Annotated in this window: 9 protein-coding genes; 7 read left to right on the forward strand and 2 right to left on the reverse strand. The window is 62.3% G+C overall.

Features of this window, described 5'->3' with window-relative positions:
• Positions 1-107: 107 nt before the first annotated feature.
• From NWI01_RS02875 to NWI01_RS02905, 7 genes are all read left to right on the forward strand, one after another.
• A complete protein-coding gene (locus NWI01_RS02875) occupies positions 108-1,328 on the forward strand; it encodes an NAD(P)/FAD-dependent oxidoreductase (protein WP_141382440.1) in 1,221 nt (406 codons plus the stop codon).
• Between the two features lie 278 nt (positions 1,329-1,606).
• Entirely contained in the window at positions 1,607-2,866 is a 1,260-nt protein-coding gene (locus tag NWI01_RS02880) for a Glu/Leu/Phe/Val family dehydrogenase (protein ID WP_141382441.1), read from the forward strand.
• Between the two features lie 138 nt (positions 2,867-3,004).
• On the forward strand, positions 3,005-3,706 hold the full coding sequence (locus tag NWI01_RS02885; RefSeq protein ID WP_141382442.1) for a TetR/AcrR family transcriptional regulator: 702 nt from the start codon (positions 3,005-3,007) through the stop codon (positions 3,704-3,706).
• Position 3,707: 1 nt separating this feature from the next.
• On the forward strand, positions 3,708-4,919 hold the full coding sequence (locus NWI01_RS02890; RefSeq protein ID WP_141382443.1) for an efflux RND transporter periplasmic adaptor subunit: 1,212 nt from the start codon (positions 3,708-3,710) through the stop codon (positions 4,917-4,919).
• Positions 4,920-5,020: 101 nt separating this feature from the next.
• Entirely contained in the window at positions 5,021-8,116 is a 3,096-nt protein-coding gene (locus tag NWI01_RS02895; protein WP_141382444.1) for a multidrug efflux RND transporter permease subunit, read from the forward strand.
• A 244-nt stretch (positions 8,117-8,360) separates the two neighbouring features.
• The gene (locus tag NWI01_RS02900; protein WP_141382445.1) at positions 8,361-9,614 is read left to right on the forward strand and encodes an NAD(P)/FAD-dependent oxidoreductase; all 1,254 of its coding nucleotides are present in this window, start codon (positions 8,361-8,363) and stop codon (positions 9,612-9,614) included.
• 94 nt (positions 9,615-9,708) lie between these two features.
• Complete coding sequence (locus NWI01_RS02905; protein ID WP_141382446.1) at positions 9,709-9,960, forward strand: DUF6489 family protein; 252 nt, start codon at positions 9,709-9,711, stop codon at positions 9,958-9,960.
• Between the two features lie 64 nt (positions 9,961-10,024).
• On the opposite strand, the gene NWI01_RS02910 is transcribed toward NWI01_RS02905, so the two are convergent.
• Together NWI01_RS02910 and NWI01_RS02915 are read right to left on the reverse strand one after the other, a co-directional pair.
• On the reverse strand, positions 10,025-11,245 hold the full coding sequence (locus NWI01_RS02910) for a bifunctional alpha/beta hydrolase/OsmC family protein (RefSeq protein ID WP_141382447.1): 1,221 nt from the start codon (positions 11,243-11,245) through the stop codon (positions 10,025-10,027).
• 36 nt (positions 11,246-11,281) lie between these two features.
• Positions 11,282-12,478: a cytochrome P450 gene (locus tag NWI01_RS02915; RefSeq protein ID WP_141382448.1), complete on the reverse strand. Its 1,197-nt coding sequence runs from the start codon at positions 12,476-12,478 to the stop codon at positions 11,282-11,284.
• Positions 12,479-12,628: the final 150 nt, after the last annotated feature.

Genomic DNA, 12,628 nt, shown 5'->3' on the forward strand with positions numbered 1-12,628 from the left:
AGGTTCGTGCAAGAAACGGCGCGGGCCGACACCCGCTCCCGGAAAGATAACGCTTTGGAGGCGATATGACAGACGTTCAGACCGTCCTGAACTGGTGGGCTTGACGAATGGAGGACGCACCGATTCTGATCGTCGGGGCTGGCCATGCCGGCTTTCAACTTGCCGTTTCGCTTCGTCAGGCCGGGTACGAGGGGCCTGTCGGTCTGATCAATGACGAGCCGCATCTGCCCTACCAGCGGCCTCCGCTCTCCAAAGCCTACCTGAAAGGCGGCGGAAGCCCGGATTCGGTGATGTTCAGGCCGGAGAAGTTCTACCACGATCAGCGTATCGAACTGATCGCCGATCGCGCCGTCGCCATCGACCGTGGCGCGCTTCAACTCGTGTGTGCCTCCGGTGCGTCCCGGCCTTATAAACACCTCGTCCTGGCGACGGGCGCGCGCAACCGTCTGCTCGACGTTCCCAACGCCGATCTGGAGGATGTCCTGTATCTACGATCGCTCGACGAGAGCGAGAAGCTGCGGCAGCTCTTTGCCACCCGGCGGCGGGTGGTCGTTGTCGGGGCGGGCTTTATCGGTCTCGAATTCGCGGCCACGGCGCGGGCGAAGGGGCTTGAGGTCGATGTCGTGGAGCTTGCGCCGCGCGTGATGGCGCGTGCTGTGACGCCGGAGATCTCGGAGTTCTTTCAGCAGCGCCATAGCGAAGCGGGGATTCGCCTTCATTTCGGGGTGCAGGCGACGAGCATCGCCGGCGACGGAGGTCGCGTGTCGGGCGTCGCCTTGAGCGACGGCAGACAACTCCCGGCGGATCTCGTGGTGGTCGGCATCGGCGTTCTGCCCAATGTCGAACTGGCGGGGGAGGCGGGCCTGCCGGTGGCCTCCGGAATTATCGTCAATGAGCATCTGCTCACCGCCGACCCGAACATTTCGGCGATCGGTGACTGCGCGTTGTTTGCGAGCGAGCGTTTCGGGGCGTCGCTGCGGCTCGAATCCGTGCAGAACGCGACCGATCAGGCTCGCTGCGTGGCGGCGCGGCTGACCGGTCACGCGAAGAACTATGACGGTTTTCCGTGGTTCTGGAGCGATCAGGGGCCGGACAAGCTGCAAATCGCGGGTTTGACGACCGGTTACGATCAGGTCGTCGTGCGTGGCGACGTCGGGCAGGGGTCGTTCTCCGCGTTCTGTTACAAGGGCGGTTGTCTGATCGGCGTCGAGTCGGTCAACCGTGCATCGGATCACGTCTTCGGCCGTCGCTTTCTGGCCGTGAACGGTTCGATCCCGCCGGAGCAGGCTGCCGATCCCGCTTTCGATCTCAAGCGAGCGCTTGCCTGACGTCCCGCCGGTGGAAACATCGCCTTCCGATGGTCAGGCTCGATAACCTGTGCGTCCGTTGAACCATCGCGGCCTCCATCATGCGGCGATCGGTGGACGCACAGGCTTCACATGATGCTTTTATACAGCCTGTATCCGGGCGATGGATGTTATCATTGGACTGCATAACTGACGGCTCACCATCCTGAAGGCATAGCGAAGGCTCGCTTTCGGCGCGACGTATCCGGCGGATCAATAGCCTGGCACGGTTCGCGAATCAGACACACAGGGAGAGAACCATGACGGTTTACGCCGGCCCGGTCTTCGACATGGCGGTTCAGCAATTCGGGGTCATCGCTGATCACCTGTCGATCCCGATGGATGAGCGAGAGCGCATCCTGATGCCCAAGCGCGCCATCACGATTTCCTGCCCGGTGCATCGCGACGACGGATCGATCGCGGTTTTCGAGGGATACCGCGTGCAGCATCACCTCACGCTGGGTCCGACCAAGGGCGGCACGCGCTTTGCGCCGTGCGTGGATATCGGCGAGGTGGCCGCGCTCGCCATCTGGATGAGCTGGAAATGCGCGCTGGTCGGATTGCCCTATGGCGGAGCCAAAGGCGGCGTCAGCGTCGATCCGCAATCGCTCTCGATGCGCGAGTTGGAAGGACTGTCGCGCCGTTACATGCAGGAGATGATTCCGTTCGTCGGGCCGCACACCGATGTGATGGCGCCCGACATGGGCACGAACGAGCAGGTGATGGCCTGGTTCATGGATACCTATTCCATGTATCAGGGCCGCACCGTCACCGAGATCGTCACCGGCAAGCCCGTCAGCACGGGCGGCACGCTCGGCCGTCGCGAGGCCACGGGCCGCGGCGTTGCCCATCTCGTCCGCCGCGTCATGAACGAACGCGGCATCGCGTTCGGTGGTGCGACCGCCGTCGTTCAGGGCTTTGGCAACGTCGGCTCCCAGGCGGCGCTCGAACTTTACAATTCCGGCGTCAAGATCATCGCGGTGAGCGATCACACCGGCGCCCTTTACGACAGCAAGGGCCTGGATATTCCCGGGCTGCTGCGCCACACCGGGGCGCAGGGAAGCATCGCGGGATACTCCAACCAGCTTTCATACGATCCCGCGGCAATCCTGACCCTGCCGTGCGACGTGCTCGTTCCCGCCGCGGTGGAGCGCGTGATCGACGCGCGCGTCGCCGAGAACCTGAAATGCCGCGTTCTGGCCGAGGGCGCCAACGGGCCGACGACGCCTGAAGCCGACCTGATCCTGGAAACGCGACAGGACGAGATTTTCCTGATCCCGGACATCCTTTGCAATTCCGGCGGCGTGGTGGTCAGCTACTTCGAATGGGTTCAGGGTTTGCAGCAGCTGTTCTGGGAAGAAGACCAGGTGACGCGCCGCGAATACCAGATCCTTGATCGCGCCTTCGCCCAGATGGTCGAGCGGGCGAAAAGGGACCGTATTTCGCATCGCACCGCCGCGATGGCGCTCGGCGTTGAGAAAGTGCGGTCCGCGAAGGCAACGCGCGGACTTTTCCCGTAACCGCCCGACCGCCGTATTCCATCGCTTCCCCGGCATCTAAAAAGGGCTTCCGGATCATTTCGATCTTGAATTGAATTGAATTGATGCAATGCAACATTGGTCTTGACTAAATTGAAGTGAGTGCTTACTCACGACGCTATGAGCAGCCTGCGGATGACCGGCGATCTGCGACGTGAGTTGATTCTGAGCGCTGCGAAACAGTGTTTCGCACGCCACGGATTTGCGGGTACGACGACCAAGAGCGTTGCGACCGCCGCATCGATCTCAGAGGCGTTGCTGTTCAAGCATTTTCCCACCAAGGCCGCGCTCTACGCCGAAATTCTGGCTGAAGCCTGCGAGGCGGATCCGGCGCTGCATCGCCTGCTTGATCGCGAGCCCTCGACGGAGACGCTCGTTATCCTTGTCCGCGGCATGGTCAGGCACTTTCTGAACGTCTCCGCTTCGCCGGATCAGCAGGAAGCGCAGCGCCTGCGCCTCATGGTTTCAAGTCAGCTCGACGACGGTGAGTTTGCCCGATTACTGTACGAGAAAATCCGGGATCTGATCGGCCGGGCCTTCACAGCTTCACTTGAGCAGGCGATTGCAGAAGGGGATGCCGAGCGGGTCGGGCGTGATCCGCTCAATCTGTTCTGGTTCGCTCATCATACGGTTCTCATGTTGGTTCTCACCAGGTTTCCCTCCGTTCCAGCCCTGTCATATGGCGGCGAGCCCGACCTGGAACGGCAGATTTGTGAATTCATTCTTCGGGGGATCGGTTTGAATGCAGCGGCGATTGCCTTGCATCTGGACCGGGAACCTGTATTCAACGCCGCCCAAACGTCGGCCGCAGAAAGTGCATGACATGACGGTAAGAAGGGAAGGCGATACCGGCGACAAGACCGACGTACCGCCGCGCGAACTGGACGAGAATCCTCGCAAGCGCCCGGTGCGCATGGTTCGCTGGTTTATCATTGCCGGCATACTGCTTGCGTTGCTGGTCGGCGGGCTGGTCGGGTTCAACGCGTTTCGCGCGCACATGATCGCGCAGTTCTTTGCCAATAATAAGCCGCCGCCGGTGACGATCAGCGCGGTCGAGGTCAAATCGGAAGTCCTGCCCAACCTGCAGCGGGCGGTGGGCAGCCTGGCCGCGGTGCATCAGGTCAATGTAACGTCCGATGTGAACGGCCGCATCACCGAGATTTTGTTCACCGCCGGCAGCCGCGTCGTCAAGGGAGCGCCGCTGGTTCAATTGTTCGACCAGCCGGAGCAGGGTGATCTGGCCAGCTTCAAGGCCCAGGCGACGGTTTCGAGACTTGCCCTGGAGCGGGCGAAGCAGCTCGCCGCGCGCCAGGTCGGTCCGCAGGTGACGGTGGACCAGGCGCAGGCTGCTTTCGACCAGGCCAATGCCGGCATCGCCAAGACCGAAGCGATCATTTCGCAGAAGCTGGTGCGCGCGCCGTTCGACGGCGTGCTCGGCGTGCGTCAGGTGGAAGTGGGACAGTTCCTGAACGCGGGGACGCAGATCGTGTCGCTGACCGATCTGTCGACCCTGTTCGCGAACTTCACCGTGACTGAAAAGGACAGCGCGCGGCTTGCGGTCGGCCAGACGGTGCGGGTGTCGGTCGATGCCTATCCGGGCAGGGAGTTTGACGGCAAGATCACCACCATCGAGCCCCAGATAGCCGCCGAAACCCGCAACATCCGCGTCCAGGCCACCATCGTCAATCCGGACAACATCCTTAAACCCGGCATGTTCGCCGATGTGATCGTGGTGCTGCCGGACAAGCCGGCGGCTGTCACGGTCCCGGAAACCGCGGTCGATTACACGCTGTATGGCGACTCCGTCTATCTCATCAAGGAGAAGAAGGAGGATGACGGCAAGACCAGCTTGACGGTCGAGCGCACCTTTGTCCGCACCGGCGACCGGATCAATGGTCGCGCCATCATCGAGAAAGGCGTGCAGCCCGGCGACAGGGTCGCCGCGGTCGGCCAACTCAAGCTGCAGTCGGGCGCCGCGGTCGAGATCTCGAAAGATCCGATGCCGCAGATTCCGGCGGAGACGCCGCTGAACTGATTAAAGAGCGGGATCCGCCACGTCGGCGGCTCCGGATCGATCGAACGCCTCGCGGTCATGCTCCGCTCGCCGGAACAGCCACGCGTCAATGGAGCGCCTTCATGGCATTCACGGACATCTTCATCAAGCGGCCGATATTGTCGGTCGTCGTCAGCCTGCTGATCCTGCTGATCGGCCTGGCGGCGGCGTTCAACTTGCCGGTCCGGCAGTATCCGAAGCTGTCCAACACCGTGATCACCGTCTCCACGATCTATCCGGGCGCGTCGCCGGATCTGATGCAGGGCTTTATCACCACGCCGATCGAGCAGGCGGTCGCGTCGGCCGAAGGCGTTGACTACATCACCTCCACCTCGACCCAGGGCCAGAGCCAGATCAAGGTCTACGTCAAGCTGAACTTCGATCCGAACGCGGCGCTCACAGAGGTTTTGTCGAAGGTCAATTCGGTGAGATATCTGATCCCGAAGGAAGCCAACGACCCGGTGATCCTGAAGTCCACCGGCGAGACCACGGCGGTGATGTATATCGGCTTCTCGAGCGACGAACTGTCGGGTTCGGCCATTTCCGATTACCTGACGCGCGTGGTGCAGCCCATCCTCTCGACCGTGGACGGCGTGGCTTCGGCCGACATTCTGGGCGGCCAGACTTTCGCGATGCGGGTGTGGCTTGATCCGATGAAGATGGCCGGGCGCAACGTGACCACCGCGGAAGTCGCTATCGCGATCGCCGCCAACAACTTCCAGGCGGCGGCGGGCCAGACCAAGGGCTACTATACGATCTCCAACGTTACCACCAATACCGACCTGCAAAGCGTCGAGCAGTTCAAGCGCATGACGGTGAAGGCCAAGGACGGCGGCTTCGTGCGCATGGAAGACATCGCCAAGGTGGAACTCGCGGCGCAAAGCACGAACGCCAGCGTCGCTTTCAGCGGACAGCGCGCGATCTTCATCGGCGTGCAGGCGACCCCGCAGGGCAACCCGCTGAACATCGTCTCCGGAGTACGGGCGCTGTTTCCGGACATCGAGCGCAATCTTCCCCCCTCGATGAAGATGAAGGTGGCTTACGATTCGACCAAGTTCATTACCTCCTCGATCCATGAGGTGCAGAATACGCTGATCGAGGCGGTCCTCATCGTTATCGTCGTGATCTTCCTGTTTCTCGCCTCGCTGCGTTCGGTCATCATCCCGGTGGTAACGATCCCGTTGTCGCTGATCGGCGTCTGCGCGCTGATGCTGGCGGCGGGGTTCAGCTTCAACCTGCTGACGCTGCTGGCGATGGTGCTGGCGATCGGCCTGGTGGTCGATGACGCCATCGTGGTGGTGGAGAACATTCACCGGCATCTCGAAGAGGGCAAGTCGGCGGTTCAGGCGTCATTGCAGGGCGCGCGCGAAATCGTCGGCCCGGTCATCTCGATGACGATCACGCTGGCCGCGGTGTATGCGCCGATCGGCTTCCTCGGCGGTCTCACCGGCGCGCTGTTTCGCGAATTCGCTTTCACGCTGGCCGGGGCGGTGATCGTCTCCGGCGTCATCGCGCTGACACTGTCGCCGATGATGTGCTCGGTGCTGCTCAAGCACGGCGGGCAGGGGTGGTTCGCAGCGAAGGTCGACAGGATTTTCAGTTCGGTTACCGACTGGTATGGCCGGAAGCTGGATCGCTCGCTCGACTACCGGCCGGTGACGGCGATGTTCGCGGTGACGATCCTCGGGCTGGTCGGCTTTCTTTACATGAACACCTCAACGGAGCTGGCGCCTGAAGAGGATCAGGGCATCGTGTTCGCGGTCATCAAGGCGCCGAAATACGCCAACATCGACTACATGGATTTTTACGGCGACAAGCTCGACAAGGCATATGCGAATTTTCCCGAGACCGACCTGCGCTTCGTGATCAACGGCACCAACGGCATCAACGATGGTATCGCTGGCATGTTGTTGAAACCGTGGGACGAACGCAAGCGCTCCGCGATGACCATCAAGCCGCTGGTGCAAGGTGAAATCAGCAAGGTGGAGGGCGTGAACGCTTTCGCCTTCAACCGACCCCCGCTGCCGGGCGGTCCGGGCGGTCTGCCGGTGCAGATGGTGCTCTACAGCACATCCAGCTTTCAGACAGTCTATGAGGAGATGATCAAGCTCAAGGAGGCGGCGCAGAAGAGTGGTCTGTTCATCGTTTCCGACAGCGACCTCGACTATAACCAGCCGGTGGTGCGCGTCGCTATCGATCGGACCAAGGCCAATGACCTCGGCGTCACCATGCAGCAGCTCGGCGGGACGCTGGCGACGCTGCTCGGCGGCAACTATGTGAACCGTTTCAACCTTCAGGGACGCTCTTATCAGGTGATCCCGCAGGTGCCACGCGGCGAGCGCCTGTCACCGCAATCCCTCGATGGGTATTACGTGCCGGGGGCCGGCGGCCAGCAGATTCCGCTGTCCACGCTGGTCTCGATCAAGACTGAAACCGATCCCAACGCGCTGACCCACTACAACCAGCTCAATGCGGCGACCTTCCAGGCCGTGCCGATGCCGGGCGTGACGGTGGGCAAGGCCGTGGAGTTCCTCGAACAGCAGGCGAAAAACCTGCCGAAGGGATTCAGTCACGATTATCTCGCCGACGCACGGCAATACGTCACGGAAGGCAATCAGCTCGCGATTGCCTTCGGCTTCGCGCTCATCATCATCTTCCTGGTGCTGGCGGCGCAGTTCGAAAGCCTGCGTGACCCGCTCGTCATCATGATCAGCGTGCCGATGGCGATCCTCGGTGCGCTGATCCCGCTGTTCTTCGGCGTCGCGACGATCAACATCTATACCCAGGTTGGCCTGCTGACGCTGATCGGCCTTATCAGCAAGCACGGCATCCTGATGGTCGAATTCGCCAACGAACTTCAGCTCAACGAGAAGCTCGACAAACGGGCGGCGATCGAGAAAGCGGCGCGGGTCCGGCTGCGTCCGATCCTGATGACGACCGCGGCGATGGTTACAGGTCTGCTGCCGCTGCTGACGGCGTCGGGAGCGGGCGCGGCGAGCCGGTTCTCGATCGGCCTCGTGGTCGTGGCCGGCATGATGATCGGAACGCTGTTCACCCTGTTCGTGCTTCCGGCTGTCTATGTTGCGATCGCGACCGATCACCTTAGCGGCACCAAGTCTGAACGTCGCAGGCAGATCGCTGAATTCGACATGGAGTCGAAAGCGCTGCGACCGACATAAACTCTCGTCTATAAACTCTCGTCGGCTGTCACCCGGCGAAGGCTTGGATGGTGTCCGGCGGCGATGGCCGAGCCGCCTCTGTGGCTCCCACGGTCCAGCCTGTCCGCAAGTTGACGATCTGCAAGTTGAGGATGGCGGACAATCACCACCCACAAACGGGGCGGTTTGCGCACCTGAACCGCAATACTTAAATGTGAGGGGTGACGTTCGGCGAGGCCGTACGGTCCTGCGTTCGGAGATTCGTGTGGCGCTAGTCAAATCCGATGTTCTGGTTCTCGGCGCGGGAATTGTCGGCGTTTCCGCGGCGCTGCATCTCCAGAAGCGGGGGCGCGATGTCATCCTGGTCGACCGGCACGACGGGGCGGGCCGGGAGACGAGCTACGGAAACGCAGGCCTGATCGAATCCGCGTCGGTTTTCCCGTACGTGTTTCCCTACGATCTGCGCCAGGTCCTGCGCTATGCGCTGAACCGTTTTCCCGAAGCGCATTATCGCTTCCGCGATCTGCCTGCGTTTTTGCCGTGGTTGATCCGCTATGTTTTTGCATCCGCGCCCGAGCGCGCGTTGCGCAGCGCGATGGCTGCCCTGCCGCTGATCAGCCGCAGCCTTGCCGAGCATGAGGCCCTGATCGCGGAAGCGGGCGTGCCGCAGCTTCTGCGCCGGACGGGCTGGATCAAGCTGTTCCGGTCGACGGCGACGCTGGACAAGGGCATCGCTGATCTCGAACGCGTTCGCCCGTATGGGGTTGAAGGGGATATTCTCGACGCCAGGGCGATCGCCGCGCGCGAGCCGAATCTGTCCGGAACGTTCGCCGGCGCCATTCACTGGCCCGCGCCGGGCTTTATTCCGGATCCGGGAGCGCTGACGAAGGCTTATGCCGCGTTGTTCGTGCGTCGAGGCGGGCGTTTCATGGCGGCCGACGCGCGCACGCTGACGCAAGGTCAAGCGGCATGGCGCGTCGAGGGTCCGAAAGGAGCGCTGTTGGGACGCGAGGCCGTGATCGCCCTGGGGCCGTGGTCGGATGATGTCTTCCGTCCGCTCGGCTACGACATGCCGCTCGGCATCAAGCGCGGGTATCACCTGCATCTGGTCCCACGCGGCAATGCGGTTCTCAATCGTCCGGTTCTCGATTCGGATCGAGGCTATCTGCTGGCGCCGATGAATCAGGGCATTCGCTTGACGACCGGCGCGGAGTTCGCGCGGCGCGATGCGCCTCCGACCCCTGTGCAGATCGAACGAACGCTGCCTCTGGCGCGTGAATTGTTTCCCCTTGGAGAGGCGATCGAGGCAACGCCCTGGATGGGACGGCGTCCGTGCATGCCCGATATGCTGCCGGTGATCGGAAAGGCGGCCCGCCATGAGGGGTTGTGGTTCAACTTCGGGCACCAGCATCACGGTCTGACCCTGGGCCCGGTCACGGGCCGGCTGCTGGCCGAGATGATGACGGGCGACGCGCCTTTCGCAGACCCGAGACCGTTTGCCGCGGAGCGCTTTCGTTAAAACCTGTGCGGTTCGCATGGCGCTTGCGCCACGGCTGTCATCGCGGCGATATTGTCCTCCCGCTGGCATATCGAGGCCAATCCAGGAGTGCGCCATGAAGATGAACATCGAGATCGAATGTACGCCCCTTGAGGCCCGCCAGTTTCTGGGACTTCCGGACGTTCAGCCGATGCAGAATGCCGTGATGGACAAGCTTCAGCAGAAGATGGCGGAGAACCTCGACAAGTTCTCGCCGGAAGCGATTATGAAGGACTGGTTCGATCCCAAGATGGCGGAGCGCTTCCAGGATATGTTCGTCAACATGTCGGGACTTGGGACCGGACGAACAACAAAGGACAAGAAGTAGAGGCGGCGAGGCGGTGAAGTTTCAGCCTCGGCCTGGCGGGTAGCGCTCGGGAGTGGACGCTGGTTCAGCGGCTTGCCGTGCGTGTCGTGATGCGGACCTCCGACGTCAGCGTTCTGTGAACCGGACACTTGTCCGCGATATCAATCAGTTTCTGCCGCTGTTCCGGGTCCAGCGTCCCTTCCATCGCGATTTCACGCTCGATCTGGTCGAGTGTGCCGGTTTTGGTTTCGCACTCGGCGCAATCCGCCGCATGAACCTTGCTGTGCCGCAGCGTTACGGTGACGCGATCGAGTGGCAGCGCCTTTCGCTCGGCATATAATCGCAGCGTCATCGAGGTGCAGGCGCCGAGCGCTGCAAGCAGGAAGTCGTAAGGTCCGGGTCCGGTATCGTCGCCGCCGACCGGTATAGGCTCGTCGGCCATCAACCGATGTGGACCGACGGTCACCGTCTGCTGAAATTTGCTGCGGCGGGTTTCCCGGACGACGACGTTGCGCGAGGCCGGGCTTTCGGCGGTGCCGGGGGGCTGCGATTCGAGATAGCGCTGCGCCCAGGAGGCGATCACCTCCGCCACGTAGCCGGTATCGCGCCTCTCGCTTAGCAGATGATCGGCGCCGGCGAGCGATATGAAGCTCTTTGGATGTTTTGCAGCAACGAAAATGCGGGTGGCATTGTCGATGCCGACGATGTCGTCGGTCGGTGAATGCAGGACCAGCAACGCCTTTCGCAGGTTCGCGATCTGCTCCGTCAGGTTGTGCTCGGCGATATCGTCGAGAAATTGCCGGCTGATCGGAAACGGGCGGCCGGCGAGGGACACCTCGACCGCGCCTTGCGCGCGGATGTCCGCGACGTGATCGGCGAACAGGTGCGTGACATGCGCGGGATCTGAGGGCGCTGCGATCGTCACAACCGCTTCTGCTTCGGGAATCCGTGCCGCGGCAGCGAGAATGGCCGCGCCGCCGAGGCTGTGGCCGATCAGAAGCGCCGGCGCCTTGCGGGTTTGACGTAAATGGTCGGCCGCCAGAACCAGATCAGCGATATTGGAGGAGAACGTGCTGTTGGCGAATTCGTCTTCACTGGCGCCGAGGCCGGTGAAGTCGAATCGCAGAACGGCTATTCCCCGCCTCGTCAGCCCGTCGGCGATGCGCCGTGCCGCAAGCACATCCTTGCCGCAGGTAAAGCAATGCGCGAACAGCGCATAGGCTGCGGGCTCACTGTCGGGGAGGTCCAGCGTGGCCGCAAGTTTATGACCACCTGATCCCGAAAACTGGAAACGTTCGTGCGGCACGTCTCGCTTCCTTCCTTTGCGCAGTCGAATCGGACTTCAAGCCTTGCCGAGCAGCAGCGGAAGCTGGCGCGGGCCGCGCACGCTGCCCTCGGACCACTTCACCTCGCCCGACGGATCGAGCCGGAACTCCGGAATTCGTTTGAGCCACTCTTCGATCGCAACAAGCATTTCCATGCGGGCGAGGTGGGCGCCGACGCAGCGATGGATGCCGACGCCGAAAGCGATGTGGCGGTTCTCCTTGCGGTCGATGATGATCTTGTCCGCATCGGGAAAGACAGCCGGGTCGCGGTTGGCGGCCGGGAACGATAGCAGCACCATGTTGCCGGGCTTCATCGGACAGCCGCTCACGGCGGTTTCTTTCATGACCTCGCGCCCCGATGTGGCTGGCGCGAAGGCGCGCAGGAATTCCTCGACGGCGGTCGGTATCAGTTCCGGCTCGGCGATGAGACGCTCGCGATCCGCCGGCGTTTGCGCAAGGTGCCACAACGAGGAGCCGATGGCGCCCCACGCGGTGTCGATGCCGGCGACCAGCAGCAACCGCAGCGCGCCCTGGACATGCATGTCCGTCAACGGTTGTCCGTCCTCGCCCCGCGCATTCATCAATGTCGCGATCAGGTCGCTGGTCGGGTGTTTCTTTCTTGCTTCGATCTGCCCGGCGAAATAGCCGACCATTTCACGAACGGCCTGCATCACCGCCGCGTCGTCATTCAGGCCGACTTCAAGTATCTCGTGAATCCACTTGATGAAGAGATCGCCGTCCTCTTCCGGCACGCCCAGCATGATGGTGATGGCCCGGGTCGGAATGTATCTCGTATAGCGGGCCGCCGCGTCGCAGCCTTTCTCGTTTATGAAGCCGTCGATCAGTTCATTGCAGATCGCGCGTATCCTCGGTTTCAGCTTCGCCACGGCTTCGGGCGCGAAAGGCGGGAGCAGGATCTGCTTGGCGTGTTTGTGCGCGGGCGGGTCCGATGTGATGGGCGGCGCCGGCGGCGGAGGCTCCGGGCGGAAGTTGCGAACCACCACGCGGCGCGACGAAAAATGCTCGGTGTCGTGGGAGATTTGCTTGACGGCCTCATAGGTGGTCGGCAGGTAAACCCCAAGAAAGCGGTTGGTGTGAGCGATGGGACATTTGGCGCGCAACTCGTCCCAGATCGGGTAAGGATTTTCGGTCCAGCGGGGATCGGTATGGTCAAAATCGTGAACCCAGTCGGTGACGGGAGCAGGGCTGGACATCGATTCCTCCGGGAAATGACCGCCACCGTCCGACGCTGGAACGCTGGCGCTTGAAATACCAAAATACGATCTCGGTCTTCTCGGTAATGAGAGCGATTTGCGGGGAGTTGGCCTGCGCGAATCGCGTCTTGTCCTGCAACCGGCCGGGGT

This window comes from Nitrobacter winogradskyi (assembly GCF_006539545.1).
Lineage (GTDB): Bacteria > Pseudomonadota > Alphaproteobacteria > Rhizobiales > Xanthobacteraceae > Nitrobacter > Nitrobacter winogradskyi_A.

Excerpts from the sequence above, each read along its gene's own strand:
- NWI01_RS02915 (WP_141382448.1), bottom strand. The coding sequence starts at position 12,478 with ATGTCCAGCCCTGCTCCCGTCACCGACTGGGTTCACGATTTTGACCAT.
- NWI01_RS02905 (WP_141382446.1), top strand. The coding sequence starts at position 9,709 with ATGAAGATGAACATCGAGATCGAATGTACGCCCCTTGAGGCCCGCCAG.
- NWI01_RS02885 (WP_141382442.1), top strand. The coding sequence starts at position 3,005 with ATGAGCAGCCTGCGGATGACCGGCGATCTGCGACGTGAGTTGATTCTG.
- NWI01_RS02890 (WP_141382443.1), top strand. The coding sequence starts at position 3,708 with ATGACGGTAAGAAGGGAAGGCGATACCGGCGACAAGACCGACGTACCG.
- NWI01_RS02880 (WP_141382441.1), top strand. The coding sequence starts at position 1,607 with ATGACGGTTTACGCCGGCCCGGTCTTCGACATGGCGGTTCAGCAATTC.
- NWI01_RS02875 (WP_141382440.1), top strand. The coding sequence starts at position 108 with ATGGAGGACGCACCGATTCTGATCGTCGGGGCTGGCCATGCCGGCTTT.
- NWI01_RS02895 (WP_141382444.1), top strand. The coding sequence starts at position 5,021 with ATGGCATTCACGGACATCTTCATCAAGCGGCCGATATTGTCGGTCGTC.